Raw genomic sequence first — 20,830 nt, 5'->3', positions numbered from 1 at the left:
TCTCATCCGACGACAAATGCGCGCCGGACAGCGCGTTCAGGAGAGTATCATGAATGTGCACGCCAGCGCTTTGGCCGAAGCCCATCTCCCCGACGAGCAGACCACCGCTTTCGCCCGCGAGGCGATCGAGGATTTGTCGCAGCAGCCGAAAAAGCTGTCGCCGAAATATTTCTACGACGCGACCGGATCGGAGCTGTTCGAGGCGATCACGCGCCTGCCCGAATATTATCCGACGCGCACCGAGCTTGCGATCCTGAGGGAACGCGGCAGCGAGATCGCGAAGATCATTCCCGAGCATGCGGCGCTGGTCGAGTTCGGCGCGGGCGCGACCACGAAGGTCCGCCTGCTGCTGAACCACTGCAAGTTCGCGGCCTATGTGCCCGTCGACATATCCGGCGACTTCCTGACGGCGCAGGCGAACGGCCTGAAGCGGGACTTCCCGACGCTCGGCATCTATCCGGTGGCGGCCGACTTCACCACGCCGTTCGAGCTGCCCAGGTCGGTCGCGTCAATGCCCAAGGTCGGTTTCTTTCCGGGCTCGACCATCGGCAATTTCGAGCCGCATGAAGCCCAGGCCTTCCTGAAAAGCGCGCGCGCGATTCTGGGCCGGGGCGCGCAGATGATCATCGGCGCCGACCTCGAGAAGGACGAGCGCGTGCTCTTTGATGCCTACAACGATGCGGCCGGCGTCACCGCGCGCTTCAACCTCAATGTGCTGGTGCGGATCAACCGCGAGCTCGGTGGCAATTTCGACCTGTCCGCCTTCACCCATCGCGCCATCTACAATCGCGAGCGGCATCGCATCGAGATGCACCTGATCAGCAAGAAGAGCCAGACCGTGCGCCTGCTCGGCACCAGCTTCTCGTTCCGCCCCGGTGAGAGCATCCACACCGAGAACAGCTACAAATACAGCCTAGAACGCTTCGCCGCGCTGGCGCAAGGCGCGGGCTGGCGCGTGCGCGAGAGCTGGACGGACGCGGCCAGGATGTTCTCGGTGCACGCGCTGGAAGCGGCGGAGTAAACGCTCTCACCGCTTCCCCCGAGACGGCCGGCCTGAGGGCCTTTTGCAATACAAGCGGTTTCCCTGCGGCGCATCCTTCGAGACGCCCGCCTTTGGGCGGGCTCCTCAGGATGAGGACGGAGTGCGCGGCGGCAGCTTCAACGGGCACCGAGGCCAATTAGCCTCATCCTGAGGAGACCGCGGAGCGGTCGTCTCGAAGGACGAGGCGTGCGCTCAGACCGCTCCCGAGCTTCAGTGCTCCTCGGCCTCTTCCACCTTCGCCCCCAGCGACACCGACTCCCACACCGCGACGACGATCATGATCACCGTCGTCGCGACCGAGAGCCATAGCGGCGAGAGATCGGCGGCGAACCACCACAGCACCAGAAGCAGGATGATGCCGATGCCGTGCGAGAGCTGGAGGAAGCCGCGGATCGCGTGCTTGAACAGGATGGTGCCGACCAGGAACACCAGCGGCCCGCCGATGGTGCTCACGATGGTCCTGACATCGGAATGGCCGGTCGGATGCTTCAGCACCAGTTCGTCCGAGACCGCGGTCAGGATGATGCCGGCGACGATCGGCATATGCAGATAGGTGTAGGCGAGTCGCGCCAGCCGGCCGGATTCGGCGGACTTCGAGATGCGCTCGGAGCCGGCCTCGGCGCCCTTGTGGAAATAGATCCACCACATCGCGATGGCGCCGGTGAGCGCGGAGACGAAGGCCAGGATGTTGTCGGCGGTCCAGTCCAGCTCGGCAAAGGTCGCGCCGTTGACGACGACGGCCTCGCCGAGCGCGATGATGATGAACCCGGCGCAGCGCTCGGCCATGTGGCCGCCCTCGACGGCCCAGGCTTCGACCGACGAGAACCCCAGCTTCGGGACCCAGAAGCGGACCGCGGGCGAGACGTATTCGATCGCGAGCGCCACGATCCAGAACCAGAGCCGCTCCTCCCCATGCGCGAAGCCGCCGAGGATCCAGAAGATCGCGGAGCCGCAGAGCCAGACCAGGATGCGGATCGCGTTGTGCCGGACCGCCGTGCGGTGCCGCGGGGTTGCGAACAGCCAGAACGCGGTGCGGCCGACCTGCATGGTTGCATAGGCGATCGCGAACCAGAGACCGCGGCCATCGAAGGCGGTCGGGATCGTCGTCGACAGCACGAGGCCGCCCAGCATCATCAGGAAGATCAGGATGCGGACCGGCGTCAGATCGGGATTGAGCCAGTTGGTGACCCAGGCGGTGTAGACCCACACCCACCACACCGCTAGGAACAGCAGCGTGACCTCGACCGCGCCGAGCGGCGTGAAGTGGTGCAGCAGCGTGTGCGACACCTGCGTGACGGCAAAGACGAAGACGAGGTCGAAGAACAGCTCGGCATTGGTGACGCGGCTGGGCTGGTTCGGCAGGATGACGCGAAACATCGCGCCGCGCGGATTGTCCGCGACCATCATCGGTCCCCCGCTGCGATCAGATCAGGTGCCGGGTACCCCGGTTTGCAGCGCCAGCGCATGCAGCACGCCGCCCATCTGGCCGCGCAGGGACTGATAGACGATCTGGTGCTGCTGGACGCGGGACTTGCCGCGGAAGGATTCCGAGATCACGGTCGCGGCATAGTGGTCGCCGTCGCCGGCGAGGTCACGGATCGTCACCTCGGCATCGGGGATCGCTGCCTTGATCATCGCCTCGATATCGTGGGCGTCCATGGGCATTCGGGTCTCGCTCCTTCTGGTCTCAAGCGTTCGAATCGCTGCCGGGGTCCCCTCGTCGGCAGGGCCAAACTTAGCGTGAACGGCCTTCTACGTCACGCCTTCCTGCACTATATCCCTGATCCCATCAGGATAAAGGCACGACAAAGTGCCGCGCGCGGCAGATTGATCGAAAAGGCGTGAAATCATGAAGCTTCCAGGGCCCGACCACCCCATCACCATCACCCCAAACCCCCGGCGCGTCCGCGTCACGGCGGGCGACATCGTGATCGCCGAGACCAGCAAGGCGCTGACGCTGAAGGAGGCCAGATATCCGGCGGTGCAATATGTGCCGCGACAGGATGCCAACATGGCGCTGCTGGAGCGCACCGACCGCGTCACCCATTGCCCCTACAAGGGGGACGCGAGCTATTACAGCGTCAAGGCTGACGGCAAGACGCTCGACAACGCGATCTGGACCTATGAGGCGCCCTTCCCTGCGATGGCGGAGATTTCAGGCCATCTGGCCTTCTATCCGGACAAGGTGAAGATCGAGGAAGTGGGGTAGTTTTTGATGTTGTCATTCCGGGGCGATGCGAAGCATCGAACCCGGAATCTCGAGATTCCGGGTTCGGTCCTGCGGACCGCCCCGGAATGACTCCGGCAGCTACGCCCTGAAGATCGTGAGCCCCAATATCAGCAGCACGAGGAAGATCACGACGAAGACATAGAACAGGAAGCGGGCGATGTCGGCGGAGGCGGCCGAGATGCCGGTGAAGCCGAGCACGCCGGCCACGATCGAGATCAAGAGAAAGATCAGCGCCCATTTCAGGATCGTCATCGCCTGCTCCGACTTGGGTGCCGCTCCTCGCGGCCCTCAACGCATTCGGGGACGCTAACTTCGCGGCGCGGAACTGGTTCCTGACGGCGCCGCATCGGCCAAGACGCTGCAAAAGCATGACGCTGAACAAACATGGCGCTGCACAAACGGCGCTTGCTGAATCGGGTTCCCGGCGGCACAGTCTGGCCGGGATATTAGCAAGACCGGGGCGGCCACGATGACGATGTCACATTCAGCGACGATCGGTGCAGAGGTGCACGCCGCGCCCAAGGCCAAGACGCGCAATCTGTCGCTCGATCGCGCCCGCACCTTCCTGACGCTGGTGGTGCTGCTGCATCACGCGGTGATCCCCTATACTTATTTCGGTCATACCGATCCGAAGTACTTCTTCGGCTTCGACATGATCGTGCTCGCCACCGACAGTTTCTTCATGGCGATGTTCTTCTTCCTGTCGGGACTGTTCGCCTGGTCTGGTATCGCCCGGAAGGGAGCGCGGAGCTATTTGGCAGATCGCCTGCTTCGGCTGGGCTTACCCTTCGCGATCTGCGCCCTTACAGTCATTCCGCTCGCCTATTACGCGATCTCCCTGCGGCAGCATCCCGAGATCGGCTTTTCGGAATACTATTGGAATATGATCACAAAGGGCCCTTGGCCGAGCGGGCCGATCTGGTTCCTTTGGGTCTTGTTCGCCTTCGACCTGGTTGCCTGCCTGCTGCACCGGCTGTCGCCCAATCTGCTCGATCCGATCAATCGCCTTTCGCTACACGGTCGCCGTCGGCCCGCCGTGTTCTTCGCGGTCATGCTTGCCGTCACCGCGGCGTTCTACATTCCCGGGCGGGTTCACTTCGGAGCAGGCAGTTGGTTCGAGTTCGGGCCGTTCTCGGTCCAGCACGGGCGCGTGATGCTCTACGCGACCTACTTCTTTTTCGGTGCCGGCATCGGCGTTGCGCAAATGGATCGCGGGCTGCTCGCTGCAGACGGCCGGATGGCGAAGGTCAGTTGGGACTGGATGGTGCTGGCGATCGTTCCGTATTGCCTCTTGTGGGTGCTGATCTTCATCAAGCGCGAAATCCTGGGCAACCCGTCGCCGCTGCCAGACTGGTATGAAGCGCTCTATGCCGTCTGCTTCACTGTCTTCAGCGTGGCCATCATGTTTCTGATCCTGGCCTTTTTCCAGAGGTTCAGGCAATCAGGCTCGGCCAAGCTGCTCGATCCAATGCAAAGCGACGCGTACGGCATGTTCCTGGTGCACTATCCGATCGCACTGTGGCTGCAATACTGGCTGTTCGACTATGACCTGCCGGCGATCGTCAAGGCCACGCTCGGGTTTGTGCTGACAGTCGCGGCGAGCTGGGCGCTGACGCGAGCGTTGCGGCAGATCCCGGGCGCGACGAAGGTGCTTTGAGGAAGCGGCACCGACCTCCTATCGTCGTTCCGAGCGCAACGAAGTGGTCGTAGCCCGGATGGAGCCAACGGGTCGGCGCGAAGCGCCGCCCGATGACAGGCTCCGCGCAATCCGGGGTCTGTCGCCGCGGGTACCATCCCGGATTACGCTTCGCTCCGTCCGGGCTCGGGTCCGAGACTGTGGCGACGCCCTAAGCCGCCTTGCCGCCCATATACTCCGGCAGCCAACGCTCGAACGACTTGCGCAGAGCGTCGATTGCAACCGGCGCTTCGCCGGCGATCGCGATGGTGTCGCCACCGGTGGTGCCGATCCGCACGCAGGGCACCTCGCAGCCGCGCATCTTGGCGAGCACGCGGCCAGCCTCCGTTTCCGGCACGGTGACGAGATAGCGCGCCTGGTCCTCGCCAAACCAATAGGCCTGCGAGACAAGCGAAGTCGGTGCTGCCAGCAGCTTCGCGCCGATGCCGCTCGCCATCGCCATCTCGGCGAGCGCGATCAGCAGGCCGCCGTCGGAGAGGTCGTGCACGGCGGTCGCGGTGCCCGCATGGATCATGCCGCGCACGCAATCGCCGTTGCGCTTCTCGGCGGCGAGATCGACCGGCGGCGGCGCGCCCTCCTCGCGACCGCAGATGTCGCGCAGGTACACCGACTGGCCGAGCCAGCCATGGGTCTCGCCGACCAAGAGGATCGCCTCGCCCTCGGCCTTGAAGGCGAGCGAGGCGGACTTGGTGAAATCGTCGAGCAGGCCGACGCCGCCGATCGAGGGCGTCGGCAGGATCGCGCGGCCATTGGTCTCGTTGTAGAGCGAGACGTTGCCCGAGACGACCGGGAAGTCGAGCGTGCGGCAGGCTTCGGAAATGCCCTTCAGGCAGCCGACGAACTGGCCCATGATCTCGGGCCGTTCAGGATTGCCGAAGTTGAGATTGTCGGTGATCGCGAGCGGCTTGCCGCCGACCGCGGTGATGTTGCGCCAGGCCTCCGCCACCGCCTGCTTGCCGCCCTCGAACGGATCGGCCTCGCAATAGCGCGGCGTGACGTCCACGGTCAGCGCGAGGCCCTTCGGCCCCTCCTGCACGCGCACCACGGCGGCATCGCCGCCGGGGCGCTGCATGGTGTTGCCGAGGATGACGTGGTCGTACTGCTCCCAGACCCAGCGCTTGCTGCACATGTCGGGCGTGCCGATCAGCTTCTCCAGCGCGGCCCCGACGCTCATCGGTGCCGGCACCTCGCGCGCATGCACGACCGGCAGCGCGGCGGAGGGGACATGCGGCCGGTCATAGAGCGGCGCCTCGTCGCCGAGCTCCTTGATCGGCAGGTCGGCCATGACGTCGCCGCCATGCTTGACCACGAAGCGCTTGCTCGGCGTGGTGTAGCCGACCACGGCGAAGTCGAGGCCCCACTTCTTGAAGATGGCCTCGGCTTCCTTCTCCTTCTCGGGCTTGAGCACCATCAGCATGCGCTCCTGGCTCTCCGAGAGCATCATCTCGTAGGCGCTCATGCCGGTCTCGCGGGTCGGCACCGCGTCGAGATCGAGGTCGACGCCGAGGTCGCCCTTGGCGCCCATCTCGACGGCCGAACAGGTCAGGCCCGCCGCGCCCATGTCCTGGATCGCGATGACGCAGCCCTTCTCCATGATCTCGAGGCAGGCTTCGAGCAAAAGCTTCTCGGCGAAGGGATCGCCGACCTGCACGGTGGGGCGCTTCTCCTCGGATTTGTCGTCGAACTCGGCCGAGGCCATCGAGGCGCCGTGGATGCCGTCGCGGCCGGTCTTGGAGCCCAGATAGACGATCGGCATGTTCACGCCGGAGGCGGCCGCATAGAAGATCTTGTCGGCGTCGGCGAGGCCCACGGCCATCGCGTTGACGAGGATGTTGCCGTCGTAGCGGGTGTGGAAGCGCACTTGGCCCCCCACCGTCGGCACGCCGAAGGAATTGCCGTAGCCGCCGACGCCGGCGACCACGCCGGAGACCAGATGCCGGGTCTTGGCATGCTCGGGCGCACCGAAGCTCAGCGCATTGAGGCAGGCGATCGGGCGCGCGCCCATTGTGAAGACGTCGCGCAGGATGCCGCCGACGCCGGTGGTCGCGCCCTGGTAGGGCTCGATGTAGCTCGGGTGGTTGTGGCTCTCCATCTTGAAGACCACGGCCTGGCCGTCGCCGATGTCGATCACGCCGGCATTCTCGCCGGGGCCCTGGATCACCCAGGGCGCTTTCGTCGGCAGGCCACGCAGATGGATGCGCGAGGATTTGTACGAGCAATGCTCGTTCCACATCGCCGAGAAGATGCCGAGCTCGGTGAAGGTCGGCTCCCGCCCGATCAGCTTCAGGATGCGCTCGTATTCGTCGGGCTTGAGCCCGTGGGCGGCAACCAGTTCGGGGGTGATCTTGGGTTCGTTCTTCATGGATTCGGGGCTTTCGGCGGCGGTTGGCCGTTCTTAGGAAGATCGGGGCCTCGCGAAAAGCCCTTTATGGCTCATTTTCCCACTGTCCCACGTTTTGCGGCCGAGGGGTGCGGGAACGGGAATTGCACGGCGCGGACGGATCGGATTTAAGGGCTAACGACCCGCAATTGAAGGCCCATTTCCTTGCATGAATTGACCAAAACGGCAGCTCCGCCCCGCCCCGAGCTGCATGTCGCGACCGAGGGTGAGTTCAAGGGCTGGCAAACCTGGATCAGGGACAGCTTTGAGAACCATATCGGTCCCTTCTGGCACCGCCTGGAGGCGGACGGCAGCGTCCGCTGCGCCTTCCGGGTCGAAAAGAAGCATTTGAACGGCTCCGGCAACGTCCATGGCGGCTGCTTCATGGCCTTCGCCGATTACTGCCTGTTCGCGATCGGCCGGAACGCGCTGAACGGCCGCGGCGTGACGGTGAATTTCGCCTGCGAGTTCCTGGATGCCGGGCATGAGGGCGAGCTGATCGAGTGCACCGGCGAGGTCACCCGCGCCGGCGGCTCATTGATCTTCCTGCGCGGGCAGATGACCTCCGGCGAGCGCCTTCTGTTCACCTTTTCCGGGACGATCAAGCGCGCGAAGTGGAAGTCGCTCCCTCAGCCAAACGCATAGCTCGACGCCTTCCCTTTTGCCGCCCCCTCGCCCAGACTTGCGAAAAGCCGGTCGCGCCGGGGAGCAGGAACAAGGTGCCGCAGAGCACGTCGCCGAGGGGTCGCGCAGCGGCCTCCTTATCATCGCCGCTACCGTCCGTGGCCGCGACCGGCGCCCGTAATTGGCGCGATTATGCGCTGCTGTTCGCGCTCGCCTGCTGCTGGAGCTCCACCTATCCGCTGGCCAAGCTCGCGCTGGACACGATCCCGCCCATCACCTTCATCTCGGCGCGGTCGCTGATCGCGGCCGCCTTCCTGTTCGCGATCCTGTGGATGCGCGGCGTCAGGATCCCGACCGACGCGAAGGCCTGGAAGCTGTTCGCGACCCAGCAGCTGATCAACTCGACCTTCCCGTTCCTGGTCATCACCTGGTCGCAGCAATATGTGCCGGCGTCCAACACGGTGGTGCTGGCCTCGACGACGCCGATCTTCGCCTTCCTGATCACCTCGCTGATCACGCGCCACGAGCCCGCCACGCTGTTGAAGCTCGCAGGCGCAATCCTCGGTCTCGCCGGCACGGTCGCCATCGTCGGCCTCGATGCGCTCAGCGGTCTCAGGGGTGAGATCATCGCGGAGATCGCGATCCTGCTCGCCACCATCTCCTTTGCCTGCGCGACGATCTTCGGCCTCAGGCTGTCCGACTACGACCCGATGGTGGTGGCGGCCGGCTCGCTGCTGTTCGGCGGCCTCATCCTGCTCCCGCCCTCGCTGATCATCGACCAGCCCTGGACGCTGCATCCGACATTTCAGGCGATCATCGCCACCATCGTCATGGGCATCGTCTCCAGCGCGTTGGGGCTGATGCTGTTCTACGTCTGCCTCGGCCGGCTCGGCACGCTGACCACGAATGCGCAAGGCTATTTGCGCATCCCGATCGGCGTCGGCCTGTCCGTGCTGCTGCTCGGCGAGAGCGTGCCGTCGAACCTGGCGCTGGGCCTGCTGCTGGTCATGGCCGGCGTCGCCGCGATGACGGTGCCGGCCGAGCGGCTGAAGCTGCGCTAGCGCGAGGCGCTAGGGCTTGGCGTCGTCCGCCAGCATCTTCCGGTACTTCTCGACGTCGCGCGTCACCAGCTGCTGAAGCAGCTCCGGCGTATGCTCGTTGTCATCGGGCGCGACGGTCGAGAGATCGGCAAAACGCTTCTTGACCGCGTCGGTCTCGACCGCCGTGCGCGCCGCCGCATTCAGCTTGGCGATGACGGCCGGCGGCGTGCCCTTGGGCGCGAACAGGCCGTTCCAGCCCTGCGCCTCGAATTCGGGCAGGCCGGCTTCGGCTGATGTCGGCAGATCGGGCAGCGTCGCGAGCCGCACGGTCGAGCCGACCACGAGCCCCCGCACCAGCTTCTCGTTGATCGACTGCGACACCGAGGCGGCCGCATCGCAGACGCCGTCGATCTGGCTGCCGACCGCATCGGTCAGCGCAGGCGCGGCGCCGCGATAGCCGACCAGCGTCGCGTCGATCCCGGCAGCCGTGACGAAGCTCTTGCAGATCAAATAGTTCGAGGAGCCGACGCCGGCATGGCCGAGATTGATCTTGCCCGGATTGGCCTTGGCGTAGGCGATGAACTCCTTGAGGTCCTTCGCCGGAAAATCCTTCCGGATCGCGATGATGCCGAACGTCTTCGCCACCATGGCGATCGGCACGAAGGATTCGGGCGTGAACGGCAGCTTTGGATAGATCGTGTAGGTCGCGGCATTGGTGCCGGCATTGCCGATCGCGATGGTGTAACCGTCAGGCTCGGCGCGCGAGGCGCGTGCCAGCGCGGTCGAGCCACCGGCGCCGGCGACGTTCTCGATGACGATGGTCTGGCCGAGCGCGATGCCCATCTGCTCGGCGACGGTGCGCGCGATCACGTCCGAGGTGCCGCCGGCCGCGAACGGCACGATCATGGTGATCGGACGTTTGGGGAAATCCTGGGCGAAAGCGGCAGTCGTGAGCGACAGCGCCGCGATCGCGGCGAGGACCCGTTTCAACACGAACGAAATCACGCGGCCTTTTCCAGATGCGCGGTGAGACCGGCGAACAGGCCGCGGCCGTCGGTGCAGCCCATGATGTCTTCGACGTGGTTCTCCGGATGCGGCATCATGCCGAGCACGTTGCCCCTGTCGTTGAGGAGGCCGGCGATGGAATGCGCCGCGCCGTTGATGTTGTGGCTCTCGTCAACCGCGCCGTCGGCCGAGCAGTAGCGATAGAGCACCCGCCCCTCGCCCTCGATGCGCTTGATGGTCTCCTCATCCGCCTCGTAATTGCCCTCGCCATGCGCGACGGGGACGCGGATCACCTGCCCGGCATTGTAGCCGCGGGTGAACGGCGTGTCGGAGCGCTCGACGCGCAGATGCACGTCGCGGCAGATGAATTTCAGCCGCGCATTGCGCATCAGCACACCCGGCAAGAGGCCGGACTCGCAGAGGATCTGAAAACCGTTGCAGACGCCGAGCACGAGGCCGCCCTTGGCCGCATAGTCGCGCACCGCATCCATCACCGGCGCACGCGCGGCGATTGCGCCACAGCGCAGGTAATCGCCATAGGAGAAGCCGCCGGGCACGACCACGAGATCAGTGCCTGCGGGCAGCGACGTCTCGGCGTGCCAGACCATCGCGGGCTCGCTGCCCGAGATCAGCCTCAGCGCGCGCGCCATGTCGCGCTCGCGGTTGATTCCGGGAAAGACGAGGATGGCGGCTTTCATGGCAGGGGTTCCGACGGTGACGGGAATCGGGCTGGCCGAAGGGCCAATTCGTGAAGAGACATAGCCATTTGACGCGGATTTTACCAGTGCTAGCCTCGCCGGACGGCCTTGTACACAGGCCATAGCCACGGCGCTTTTGACCGACGATTTTGCCCGGGATTGCAGCCATGAACGTCCCGTCGCTGCCCGCATCCTCCGCCGATCCGGTGTCCGCTGAGGGCGTCGTCGCCGCGGGTGCCTATGTCGACGGCCGGCGCGTCGCCAACATCGCCATCAGCGAGGCCTCGAGCTGGCGGGCCAAGCCCGGCCACGTGGTCTGGATCGGGCTGCACGAGCCGGACGCGGCCCTGCTCGGCGCCGTGCAGAAGCAGTTCGACCTGCACGATCTCGCGATCGAGGACGCCGCCCACGCCCATCAGCGGCCCAAGATCGAGCAATATGGCGAGGCCCTGTTCATCGTGGCGCGGACGGCGCAGTTGGTCGAGGGCCGGATCGCCTTCGGCGAGACCCACATCTTCGTCGGCGAAGGCTATCTGGTCTCGGTGCGCCACGGCGCCTCGACGTCCTACACGCCGGTGCGCGAACGCTGCGAAAGCTGCCCGCGGGCGCTCGCGCGCGGCGAGGACTACATCCTCTACGCCATCCTCGATTTCATCGTCGACAACTACTCGCCCGTGCTCGAGAGCATCCACGACGAGGTCGAGGGCATTGAGGACGACGTGCTCTCCAAGCCGATCAGCAAGGCGCAGATCGAGCGGCTCTACATGCTGCGCCGCGACCTGCTGCGGCTCAGGAACGCGATCGGCCCGCTGGTGGAGGTCTGCCGCCGTCTGGAGCATGACGAGCTGGCGATGGTGCGGCAGGCCATGCAGCCGCTGTTCCGCGACGTCACCGACCACGTCAGGAACATCCAAGAGCGCATCGATTCCATGCGCGAGGTGCTTGCCTTCGCCTTCGAAGCGAGCCTGCTGGTGGGACAGGCGCAGGAGACGGCGGTCTCCAAGAAGCTCGCCTCATGGCTCGCGATCCTGGCCGTCCCGACCGCAGTCGCCGGCATCTACGGGATGAACTTCAAGTACATCCCGGAGCTACAGCTGGAATACGGCTACTTCATCGTGTTGGGATTGATGGCGCTCGCCTGCCTCGGACTGTACTGGCGCTTCCGCCGCGTCGGGTGGCTGTGACCCGCGAACCTACACGGCATGTAGCTCCTCATCCTGAGGAGCGCGCCCCCTGCGCGCGTCTCGAAGGATGAAGGCCGAGGTGCGAGAGCCAGGCCTGCATGGTTCGAGACGGCGCTTGCGCGCCTCCTCACCATGAGGGTTTGCAGGCCGGACTAAACGATCTCGACTCGGTAGTTCTCGATCACGGTGTTCGCCAGCAGCTTGTCGGCGGCCTCCTTCAGCGCCGCCTCCGCCTTGGCCTTGTCGGCGCCGGCGAGCTCGATGTCGAACACCTTGCCCTGGCGGACACTGGCGACGCCGTCGACGCCGAGCGATTTCAGCGCGCCTTCGATGGCCTTGCCCTGCGGATCGAGGATGCCCGTTTTCAAGGTAACGGTAACACGTGCCTTCACGTCGAAATCCCCTTTAGCTCTTCACCAGCACCGGGCCGGAGCCCGCCGGACGCTCGTTCTCCATGAGGATGCCGAGGCGTTTTGCAACTTCGGTATAGGCCTCCAGCAGCCCGCCGAGATCGCGGCGGAAACGATCCTTGTCGAGCTTCTCGTTCGACTTGATGTCCCACAGCCGGCAGGAATCCGGCGAGATCTCGTCGGCGACGATGATCCGCATCATCTCGTTCTCGAACAGCCGTCCGCACTCCATCTTGAAGTCGACGAGGCGGATGCCGATGCCGAGGAAGAGGCCGGTGAGGAAGTCGTTGACACGGATGGCGAGCGCCATGATGTCGTCGATCTCCTGGGGCGTCGCCCAGCCGAAGGCGGTGATGTGCTCTTCCGACACCATGGGGTCGTTGAGCTGGTCGTTCTTGTAGTAGAATTCGATGATCGAGCGCGGCAGCTGCGTGCCCTCCTCGATGCCGAGGCGCTGCGACAGCGAGCCGGCGGCGACGTTCCGCACCACCACTTCGAGCGGCACGATCTCGACCTCGCGAATCAACTGCTCGCGCATGTTGAGGCGGCGGATGAAGTGGGTCGGCACCCCGATGTCGTTGAGGTGCTGAAACAGGTACTCCGAGATCCGGTTGTTGAGGACACCCTTGCCCTCGATCACCTGATGCTTTTTCGCATTGAACGCGGTGGCGTCATCCTTGAAGTGCTGGATCAGGGTACCGGGCTCCGGGCCTTCGTAAAGAACCTTTGCCTTGCCTTCATAAATGCGACGCCGACGGCTCATGGGGATGTACCGTGTTTTGTTGAAATCCATGAATTTGGTGTGCTCCGGTTGACTAGGATTACGACCCACAGCGGAGCTGCCGTGAACGGCCGGGAACCCGTAGAAACAGAACGGGAACCAAGCCTTTAGGCAACCTATCCGATTGGCTGTCCGAGCACAATCGATCCGGCCGTCCGGCACCAACTTATACCGTTTTGCCTGCGGCTTAACGGCTCGTTGTTTTGCCGATTCGTGCCCCCTATCTAGGCATGCGCCGGGGCTGTCGCAACGAGGGCCGCCGGGTCCAGTCAGCAGGGAATTGGAAAAGGCATGAGCGAGATCAACAAGCGCGAGGAAGGCTTTGAGAAGAAGTTCGCCCTCGACGAGGAGCAGAAGTTCAAGGCGGAGGCCCGCCGCAACCGGCTGCTCGGGCTGTGGGCCGCGGAAAAGCTCGGCAAATCCGGCGAAGCCGCCACGGCCTACGCCAAGGAGGTGGTCGCGGCCGATTTCGAGGAGGCCGGCGATGGCGACGTCCTGCGCAAGCTCATGGCCGATTTCGCCGCCAAGAGCGTCGTCGTCACCGAGCAGGCGATTCGCGCCAAGATGAGCGAGTTGCTGGCTGTGGCCGCGGCCGAGGTGAAGGCGGGGACATAAGGCCGCGCGCGTCCCACACTCGCAGTCATTCCGGGGCGGTCCGTAGGACCGAACTCTGGTGCGCAATGGCGCACCTGAGAATCTCGAGATTCCGGATCGGCGCTGTCGCGCCGTCCGGAATGACGGAGGGCCAAATCACCCCTCCTTGAAGCCATACTCCGGCACGTTGCCGCTGGCGCCGTAATATTTGTACGGCAGGAACTTGCCGCTCATGGTGATCTTGACACGGTCGCCCTTCGGGTTCGCGACGCGCTCGATTCCCATGTCGAAGTCGATCGCCGACATGATGCCGTCGCCGAATTCTTCCTCGATCAGCGCCTTCCAGGCCGGGCCGTTGACCATCACCATCTCGTAGAAGCGGTAGATCAGGGGATCGGTCGGCGGCATCGGTGTGCCGGTGCCGCGCATCGGCACCTCGTTGAGCATCGCGGTCTCGGCCTTCGACAGGCCGAACAGCTCGCCGGCATTGGCGGCCTGGGGCTTCGTCAGTTTCATCTGGCCGAGGATCGCGCCGACGATCAGCACCTCCGCATAGCCGCCGATCTGCTCGCAGATGTATTTCCAGCTCCAGCCCTTCTCGCGCTTGATGTCGAGCAGCTTCTCGGTGAGGTCTTCGCGTTTCATGTCAGGGTCTCCTCTTGGTTAGGTGTCCGTGCGCCCGGGCCAAAAGCGCGAAGCGCGTCTTCATACAAAATGTCCCGGGCATGCACGTTCTTGGCTGGCTTAGGAAGACGTGGATGGCCGGGACAAGCTCGGCCATGACGTCTCCTTGAGCGGCTCCGGCTTGGCGTCGGAGGCGACCGTCAGCCCGGGCTTGCCGATATGCACCACAGGCACGTTGCGCGGATCGTGACCGGGCTTCTCGGCCGCGAATGTCTTGCTGCGCGTCACCAGGAAATCGATGATGTGGTTGCGCAGCGCGTAGTACAGCGGATGGCGGTGCAGGTCGGTGCGGCCGCGATCCTTCGGCAGCGGATTTTCGACCACCTCCGCGAGCACCGCGCCGGGGCCGTTGGTCATCAGGAAGATCTTGTCGGCGAGGTAGATCGCCTCGTCCACGTCGTGGGTGATCATGAACGCGGTCTGGCCAGTCTCCAGACAGATGCGCCGCACCTCGTCCTGAAGCGTTCCGCGCGTCAGCGCGTCCAGCGCCGAGAACGGCTCGTCCATCAGCATCATCTTCGGCGTGATCGAGAGCGCGCGGGCGATGCCGACGCGCTGCTTCATGCCACCCGAGAGTTCCGAGGGTCGCTTGTGCTCTGAGCCCGTCAGGCCGACGAGATCAATGAAGGTCTGCGCGTGCGCCTTGACCTTCGCCCGATCCCAGCTGCGCCATTTCGAGCTCACGGCATAGGCGACGTTGCCGAGCACGGTGCGCCAGGGCAGCAGCGCGTGGCTCTGGAAGATCACGGCGCGATCGAGGCTCGTGCCCGAAATCGCCTGCCCGTCGACGATGACGGCGCCTTCGCTCGGCGCGTCGAGGCCGGCGAGGATGTTGAGCACCGTGGTCTTGCCGCAGCCGGAATGGCCGATCACGCAGCAAAACTCGCCGCGCGGCATCGACAGCCAGAGATTCTCGAACACGGTGGTCGTGGCACCGCCCGCACCCGGATAGCGCTTTGCGATGCCTTCGATGGAGACGAACTTGTCGGTCATCGGCCCCTACTCCGGAAATGTGACCATGCGCGTGAAGCGCGCGAGGATCTGGTCGAGCAGCATGCCGACGATCCCGATCAACAGGATCGCGATGATGACGTTGGTGATCGAGAGGTTGTTCCACTCGTTCCAGACGAAGTAGCCGATGCCGGTGCCGCCGACGAGCATCTCGGCGGCGACGATCACGAGCCAAGCGATGCCGATGGAGATACGCATGCCGGTCAGGATCGTCGGCGCCGCCGCCGGCAGGATCACGGTGAAGGCACGCCTGATGGTGCCGACCTCGAGCGTGCGCGCGACGTTGATCCATTCCTTGCGCACGCTGGCGACGCCAAAGACGGTGTTCAGCAGCATCGGCCAGATCGAGCAGATGAAGATGACGAAGATCGCCGAGATTGAGGAATCCTTGATGGTGTAGAGCGCGAGCGGCATCCAGGCGAGCGGCGAGATCGGCTTCAAGACCTGGATGAAAGGGTCGAGCGCCTTGCTCAGCAGCGGCGACATGCCGATCAGGAAGCCGAGCGGAATGGCGACGAGTACCGCCAGCAGATAGCCGGTGCCGACCCGCGCGATCGAATAGGCGAGCTGGATGCCGAGCCCCTTGTCATTCGGCCCGTTGTCGTAGAAAGGCCGCTTCAGGTGCTCCCACAGCTTGGCGCCGACATCGAGCGGCCCCGGCATGGCGGATTTGCCCTGCGTCGCGGTGAGGCCCATCAGCTTGGCGTATTCCGGGCTCATCGTCGCGACCGGCGCCGCCGAACGCGTGGCGAGATGCCAGATGCCGAGGAACGCGGCCAGCAGAACGATCGAGACGAGGCCGGCGCGCAGACGGAGGGAGGATGCGGTCATCTTGCAACACCTCTCCCCCGTGCGCAACGCGCACTAGGCCGGGACGACAGTGGCGAAAGAAACTCCATCACGACGCCTTCCTGATCTTGAAGCTCGCAACGTAATCCTCGGGCTTTGCCGGATCGAAGGTCTTGCCCATCACCGCGAACGACTTGTAAGCACTCGCCGGCGGCGACAGGCCCATCTCGGTCATCAGCTTCTTGGTATCCGTCGCCAGATACACCTGCTCGGCCACCGCCTTGTAGTCGACGTCGCCCTTGATCTGGCCCCAGCGCTTCATCTGCGTCAGCATCCACACCGCAAAGGACTGCCAGGGGAACGGATCGAAATCGACGCGCTTGGCGTCGGTCTTCACCCCGCCGAGGCCGTCGGCATAGGTGCCGGTCAGCACCTGCTCCAGCACCGTGACCGGTGCATTGATGTAGTTGGCGGGCGCGATGGCCTCCGCGATCTGCTTGCGGTTCTCGGCCTTCGACGCATAGGCGGTGGCATCGACGATGGCGCGCGTCAGCGCGGCAAAGCTGTTCGGCGCCGTGGTGATGAATTCGCGGCTGGCGGCAAAGCTGCAGCAGGGATGGCCGTCCCAGATCTCCTTGGACAAGAGATGCATGAAGCCGACGCCGTCATAGATCGCGCGCTGGCAGATGTTGTCGGGCGCGAGGAAGCCGTCGATGTTGTCGGCGCGCAGGTTGGCGACCATTTCCGGCGGCGGCACCGAGCGCAGCTGCACGTCGGTGTCGGGGTCGAGCCCGTGCTCCGCGAGATAGTAGCGCAGCAGATAATTGTGCATGGAGTAGTCGAAGGGGATCGCGAATTTCAGGCCCTTCCAGTCCTTCGGGTCGCGCTTGTCCTTGTGCTTGGTCGCCAGCACGATGCCCTGCCCGTTGATGTTCTCGATCGCGGGGACGGCAAACGGAATCGCGTTGGCACCGAGGCCGAGCGAGATCGCGATCGGCATCGGCGCCAGCATGTGCGCGGCGTCGTATTCCTTGTTGATGGTCTTGTCGCGGATCACGGCCCAGCCAGCGGTCTTGACCACTTCGACGTTGAGGCCGTGCTTGGAATAGAAGCCCATCGGCGCCGCCATGATGATCGGCGTCGCGCAGGTGATCGGGATGAAGCCGACCTTGAGGTCCTTCTTCTCGGGCGCTCCGGCCTGCGCAAAGACTTCGGTCGCCGCCTGAATCGGGAAGAACTGCGACAGCGCGGCCAGCGCCGTGGACGCGCCGACCGATTTCAGGAAGGCGCGCCGCGCCACGTCCTGCGGAAACATCGCGCGCATCACCGCGGAGGCGACGACGCCCTCGTAGCGCTTCTCCTCGCTCTCGACGGGCGCGCAGCGCATCGCCGTGGCCTGCTCGTGCTCCGCCGCGGATTGGTGCTGGCCGCAGACACAGCCGGCTCGAAGGTTGCGATCGGGATCAAACGGATTGTCGAACGTGGACATCGGACCTCCTGCGCGTCATTGCAGGAGCAATTACGCAAGGAGCATGCCATCGCCTTTCGGCCGGCCAGTGCCTTGATGACGCAGCACTTTTGGTCACGCTTGGCCGCTACGAAAATTCGTGATACACGATAATTCGTAGTTCAATCACGAGATTTCGTAATGGCAACGACACCAATGCTCGTTTCCGATGACACCGCCGAGGCGATCGATCCCCGCGTCGCGGCCTTCGAATCCTCCGTCGAGGCCACGCTGCTGGTCGATCCCTATGCCGACCAGATCATCGATGCCAATCCGGCCGCCTGCGCCCTGCTCGGCTACGACCGCGCGCTGCTGCGGCAGACCAGGGCCAGCACCCTGCACGCCGGCGAGCTTCCGGCGCTGACCGTGTTCACGCAGGCCGTGCTGCACAAGGGCGCCTACTGGACCACGGCGCTTACCCCCCGCCATGCCACCGGGCAAAATCTCCGGCTGGAATATGCCGGCTGCGTCCTGCCCCATGACGGCCGCACGCTGGTGCTGCTCACGCTGACCGATCTCGACGCGCGCCGCCGCCGCAATGTCGATGCCGCCGCCGAAGACCACATGCGCAGCGGCATCTCGACCTGGCAGCGGGTCGAGCGGGTGTTCCAGGACATCGAGCGCGAGAACCAGCTGATCCTGCGCGCCGCCGGCGAAGGCATCTATGGCGTGAACGCGGAAGGAAAGACCACCTTCGTCAACCCTGCTGCCGAACGAATGCTGGGCTGGACCGCCGAGGAGCTGGTTGGCAAGGAGATCCACCCCATCGTGCACCACACCCATCACGATGGCCGGCACTATCACAACCACGACTGCCCGATCTATGCGGCGTTCCGCGACGGAGCCGTGCACCAGGTCGACGGCGAGGTGTTTTGGCGCAAGGACGGCTCGCCGGCCTGGGTCGAATACACCTCCACGCCCATTCGCGATCGCGGCGTCGTGGTCGGCGCGGTCGTGGTGTTTCGCGACGTCAGCCAGCGCCGCGAGGCCGACGAGAAGCTGCACGCCGCGCTCACTGAAGTCGACCGCCTGCGCGAGCGGCTCGAGCTGGAGAACGCCTATCTCCAGGAGGAAATCCGCATCGAGACCAATCCGCGCGGCATCATCGGCCAGAGCGAGGCGGTCCAGAAGACGCTGCGCCAGGTCAAGCTGGTGGCGCCGACCACCGCGGCCGTGATGATCACCGGCGAGTCCGGCACCGGCAAGGAGCTGATCGCCCGCGCCATTCACGAGGACTCCACCCGCAGCGACCGGCCGCTGATCCGCGTCAACTGCGCCGCGATCCCGCGCGAATTGTTCGAGAGCGAGTTCTTTGGCCATGTCCGCGGCGCCTTCACCGGCGCGACGCGCGACCGCATCGGCCGGTTCGAGCTCGCCGACGGCGGCACCCTGTTCCTCGACGAGGTCGGCGAGATCCCGCTCGAACTGCAAGGCAAGCTGCTGCGCGTGTTGCAGGAAGGCAATTTCGAGCGCGTCGGACAGGAGCGCACCCGCGCCGTCGACGTCCGCGTCATCGCCGCGACCAACCGCGACCTCAAGCAGGAGGTGCAGCGCGGACGTTTTCGCGAGGATCTCTATTTCCGCCTCAACGTCTTCCCGATCGAGACGGTGCCCCTGCGCGAGCGGCGCGAGGACATTCCACTGCTCGCCCAGCATTTTTTGACGCGCGAGGGCAAGGCGCTGAAATCGAATTTGCGCCTGTCGGAAGGCGATGCGCGGCGGCTCGCGCGCTACGACTGGCCCGGCAATGTCCGCGAATTGCAGAACGTGATCGAGCGCGCCGCAATCCTGTCGCAGAACGGCCGCCTGCGCATCGACCTGCCTGACACCTCCGGCGCGCTGGTTCCGACCGGCGCCGCGCGCCAGAAGGCCGATGCGCGTCCGGCGGTCATGACGTCGTCGGAGATGCGCGATCACGAACGCGCCAACATCCTCGCCGCGCTTGAGGCCTGCGCAGGGAAAGTCTTCGGCCCCGGCGGCGCGGCGGAGATGCTGGATATCAAGCCGACCACGCTGGCCTCGCGGATCAAGGCGGTTGGGATCGCGCCCCGTCCGCAAGTGGCCCATCCTTCGAGACGCCCGCTTTAGGCGGGCTCTCAGGATGAGAACGGCGTGTGCGGCAGCAGTATCAACGGGCACCGATGCCGCTTAGCCTCATCCTGAGGAGACCGCCACCGGGTCCGCGCACAGCGCGGCCCGATGACAGGCTCCGCGTCGTCTCGAAGGACGAGGCGCGCGCTCACGCCGCCTTGGTCGTCACATCAGATGCGATCGGCAGTCCCTGCTCGATCGGCAGCGACGGATCGCGCGACCATTCGTTCCAGGAGCCGAAATACATCCGCACGTCCTTCACGCCGGCGTTCTTCAGCGCCAGGAACGTGTTCGAGGCACGCGCGCCCTTGAAGCAGTAGAGATAGACCGGCGTCGTCTGCGAGATGCCGACGGTGGCGCATTCGGCCAGAATCTCGTCCTTGGACTTGAAGCGCGGGCCCTCGGCGGTCGGCTTCATCATGCGGTACCATTCCAGCCAGACCGCGCCGGGAATGCGGCCCTTGCGCGGGCAGAAATCCTTGCCGTACGGAGACGAGCTGTCGCCGATCCACTCGTCGACGTCTCGCACGTCGAGGATGGCGATGCCGGGCTTGCCGACGGCACCAAGCATCGTCTTCGCATCGATCAGGATCTCGCCCGCTTCAGGCACGATCGCAAACGAGGCCTTTGCGGGCGTGGGCACGTCCTTCGTCACCGGGAAGCCCGCCGCCGACCAGGCATCGAAGCCGCCATGCAGCACCTTGACCTTGGGATAGCCGAGCATGGTGAGCAGGTAATAGCCGCGGCAGGACTGGCCGAAGCCTGAGTTCATCGACTGTTCGTAGATCACAGCCGTCTCCTTGCCGGAGAGGCCGGCGCCGCCGAAGGCGTCGGCAAACTTGGTCTTCAGTTCGGCCATCCCCTCCGGCGTCGAGGTCGCGAGGAACGTGAAAATCTCGTGCACGTTGACGGCGCCCGGCAGGTGGCCGGCGGCGTAGGCATCGGGGTTGCGGGTGTCGATGACGACACACGGCTCTAGCTTCAAGAGATCGGCGAGTTCGACGGCAGTGATCAGAACGTCAGTCATGGCAGCCTCTCCGTTGAGGTTGGGGGTCTTCGGGTGG

General features: G+C 64.9%; 21 protein-coding genes. 8 read left to right on the top strand and 13 right to left on the bottom strand.

Annotated elements, in window-relative coordinates; genetic code table 11:
* Positions 1 to 49: 49 nt before the first annotated feature.
* A complete protein-coding gene (egtD, locus tag E4K65_RS10875; RefSeq protein WP_167770716.1) occupies positions 50 to 1,021 on the top strand; it encodes an L-histidine N(alpha)-methyltransferase in 972 nt (323 codons plus the stop codon).
* A gap of 231 nt (positions 1,022 to 1,252) precedes the next feature.
* On the opposite strand, the gene E4K65_RS10870 is transcribed toward egtD, so the two are convergent.
* Both E4K65_RS10870 and E4K65_RS10865 read right to left on the bottom strand, forming a co-directional pair.
* Complete coding sequence (locus tag E4K65_RS10870) at positions 1,253 to 2,446, bottom strand: low temperature requirement protein A (protein ID WP_167770745.1); 1,194 nt, start codon at positions 2,444 to 2,446, stop codon at positions 1,253 to 1,255.
* A gap of 24 nt (positions 2,447 to 2,470) precedes the next feature.
* Positions 2,471 to 2,707, bottom strand: coding sequence for a BolA family protein (locus tag E4K65_RS10865; RefSeq protein ID WP_011088461.1), 237 nt, complete (start codon positions 2,705 to 2,707; stop codon positions 2,471 to 2,473).
* Positions 2,708 to 2,891: 184 nt separating this feature from the next.
* Here E4K65_RS10865 and E4K65_RS10860 point away from each other — a divergent pair, with 184 nt between their 5' ends.
* Positions 2,892 to 3,251 carry a DUF427 domain-containing protein gene (locus E4K65_RS10860; RefSeq protein WP_135174158.1) on the top strand — a complete coding sequence of 120 codons (360 nt, stop codon included), beginning with the start codon at positions 2,892 to 2,894 and terminating at the stop codon, positions 3,249 to 3,251.
* Positions 3,252 to 3,350: 99 nt separating this feature from the next.
* On the opposite strand, the gene E4K65_RS10855 is transcribed toward E4K65_RS10860, so the two are convergent.
* Positions 3,351 to 3,524 carry a DUF1328 domain-containing protein gene (locus E4K65_RS10855; protein WP_027548646.1) on the bottom strand — a complete coding sequence of 58 codons (174 nt, stop codon included), beginning with the start codon at positions 3,522 to 3,524 and terminating at the stop codon, positions 3,351 to 3,353.
* 217 nt (positions 3,525 to 3,741) lie between these two features.
* Here E4K65_RS10855 and E4K65_RS10850 point away from each other — a divergent pair, with 217 nt between their 5' ends.
* Positions 3,742 to 4,929 (top strand): acyltransferase family protein, encoded by a 1,188-nt coding sequence (locus tag E4K65_RS10850; protein ID WP_135174157.1) that lies wholly within the window; start codon positions 3,742 to 3,744, stop codon positions 4,927 to 4,929.
* A gap of 190 nt (positions 4,930 to 5,119) precedes the next feature.
* On the opposite strand, the gene purL is transcribed toward E4K65_RS10850, so the two are convergent.
* Positions 5,120 to 7,330 (bottom strand): phosphoribosylformylglycinamidine synthase subunit PurL, encoded by a 2,211-nt coding sequence (gene purL, locus E4K65_RS10845; protein ID WP_135174156.1) that lies wholly within the window; start codon positions 7,328 to 7,330, stop codon positions 5,120 to 5,122.
* Positions 7,331 to 7,513: 183 nt separating this feature from the next.
* Here purL and E4K65_RS10840 point away from each other — a divergent pair, with 183 nt between their 5' ends.
* Together E4K65_RS10840 and E4K65_RS10835 are read left to right on the top strand one after the other, a co-directional pair.
* Complete coding sequence (locus tag E4K65_RS10840) at positions 7,514 to 7,993, top strand: PaaI family thioesterase (RefSeq protein WP_167770715.1); 480 nt, start codon at positions 7,514 to 7,516, stop codon at positions 7,991 to 7,993.
* Between the two features lie 74 nt (positions 7,994 to 8,067).
* On the top strand, positions 8,068 to 9,033 hold the full coding sequence (locus tag E4K65_RS10835; protein WP_135174155.1) for a DMT family transporter: 966 nt from the start codon (positions 8,068 to 8,070) through the stop codon (positions 9,031 to 9,033).
* Positions 9,034 to 9,042: 9 nt separating this feature from the next.
* Here the strand turns inward: E4K65_RS10835 and E4K65_RS10830 are convergent, their stop codons facing one another.
* Positions 9,043 to 10,017: a tripartite tricarboxylate transporter substrate binding protein BugD gene (locus E4K65_RS10830; protein WP_135174154.1), complete on the bottom strand. Its 975-nt coding sequence runs from the start codon at positions 10,015 to 10,017 to the stop codon at positions 9,043 to 9,045.
* Positions 10,014 to 10,715, bottom strand: a complete 702-nt coding sequence (gene purQ / locus E4K65_RS10825; protein ID WP_135174153.1) for a phosphoribosylformylglycinamidine synthase subunit PurQ — start codon at positions 10,713 to 10,715, stop codon at positions 10,014 to 10,016. The genes E4K65_RS10830 and purQ overlap by 4 nt, the downstream gene beginning before the upstream one ends.
* A gap of 167 nt (positions 10,716 to 10,882) precedes the next feature.
* Between purQ and E4K65_RS10820 the strand changes: the two genes are divergently transcribed.
* Entirely contained in the window at positions 10,883 to 11,899 is a 1,017-nt protein-coding gene (locus tag E4K65_RS10820; protein ID WP_135174152.1) for a magnesium and cobalt transport protein CorA, read from the top strand.
* Positions 11,900 to 12,051: 152 nt separating this feature from the next.
* Here E4K65_RS10820 and purS read toward each other — a convergent pair whose 3' ends face one another.
* Positions 12,052 to 12,291 carry a phosphoribosylformylglycinamidine synthase subunit PurS gene (gene purS / locus E4K65_RS10815; protein ID WP_014494125.1) on the bottom strand — a complete coding sequence of 80 codons (240 nt, stop codon included), beginning with the start codon at positions 12,289 to 12,291 and terminating at the stop codon, positions 12,052 to 12,054.
* Positions 12,292 to 12,304: 13 nt separating this feature from the next.
* A complete protein-coding gene (gene purC, locus E4K65_RS10810; protein ID WP_008974302.1) occupies positions 12,305 to 13,072 on the bottom strand; it encodes a phosphoribosylaminoimidazolesuccinocarboxamide synthase in 768 nt (255 codons plus the stop codon).
* 309 nt (positions 13,073 to 13,381) lie between these two features.
* Here purC and E4K65_RS10805 point away from each other — a divergent pair, with 309 nt between their 5' ends.
* Positions 13,382 to 13,705, top strand: a complete 324-nt coding sequence (locus E4K65_RS10805; RefSeq protein ID WP_135174151.1) for a DUF1476 domain-containing protein — start codon at positions 13,382 to 13,384, stop codon at positions 13,703 to 13,705.
* Between the two features lie 135 nt (positions 13,706 to 13,840).
* On the opposite strand, the gene cynS is transcribed toward E4K65_RS10805, so the two are convergent.
* From cynS to E4K65_RS10785, 4 genes are all read right to left on the bottom strand, one after another.
* Positions 13,841 to 14,329 carry a cyanase gene (cynS, locus tag E4K65_RS10800; RefSeq protein WP_011088475.1) on the bottom strand — a complete coding sequence of 163 codons (489 nt, stop codon included), beginning with the start codon at positions 14,327 to 14,329 and terminating at the stop codon, positions 13,841 to 13,843.
* Positions 14,330 to 14,428: 99 nt separating this feature from the next.
* A complete protein-coding gene (locus tag E4K65_RS10795) occupies positions 14,429 to 15,361 on the bottom strand; it encodes an ABC transporter ATP-binding protein (RefSeq protein ID WP_135174150.1) in 933 nt (310 codons plus the stop codon).
* A gap of 6 nt (positions 15,362 to 15,367) precedes the next feature.
* Positions 15,368 to 16,210: a nitrate ABC transporter permease gene (ntrB, locus tag E4K65_RS10790; protein ID WP_135174149.1), complete on the bottom strand. Its 843-nt coding sequence runs from the start codon at positions 16,208 to 16,210 to the stop codon at positions 15,368 to 15,370.
* A gap of 67 nt (positions 16,211 to 16,277) precedes the next feature.
* Positions 16,278 to 17,657: a CmpA/NrtA family ABC transporter substrate-binding protein gene (locus tag E4K65_RS10785; RefSeq protein WP_135174148.1), complete on the bottom strand. Its 1,380-nt coding sequence runs from the start codon at positions 17,655 to 17,657 to the stop codon at positions 16,278 to 16,280.
* 159 nt (positions 17,658 to 17,816) lie between these two features.
* Here E4K65_RS10785 and E4K65_RS10780 point away from each other — a divergent pair, with 159 nt between their 5' ends.
* Complete coding sequence (locus tag E4K65_RS10780) at positions 17,817 to 19,763, top strand: sigma 54-interacting transcriptional regulator (protein WP_135174147.1); 1,947 nt, start codon at positions 17,817 to 17,819, stop codon at positions 19,761 to 19,763.
* Positions 19,764 to 19,914: 151 nt separating this feature from the next.
* Here E4K65_RS10780 and E4K65_RS10775 read toward each other — a convergent pair whose 3' ends face one another.
* Positions 19,915 to 20,793 (bottom strand): sulfurtransferase, encoded by an 879-nt coding sequence (locus E4K65_RS10775; RefSeq protein ID WP_135174146.1) that lies wholly within the window; start codon positions 20,791 to 20,793, stop codon positions 19,915 to 19,917.
* Between the last annotated feature and the right edge of the window lie 37 nt (positions 20,794 to 20,830).

Origin of the sequence: Bradyrhizobium niftali, assembly GCF_004571025.1 — a bacterium.
GTDB lineage: Bacteria > Pseudomonadota > Alphaproteobacteria > Rhizobiales > Xanthobacteraceae > Bradyrhizobium > Bradyrhizobium niftali.
The sequence above is the reverse complement of the archived record's forward strand: the minus strand, read 5'-3'. Positions and strand labels throughout refer to the sequence as shown.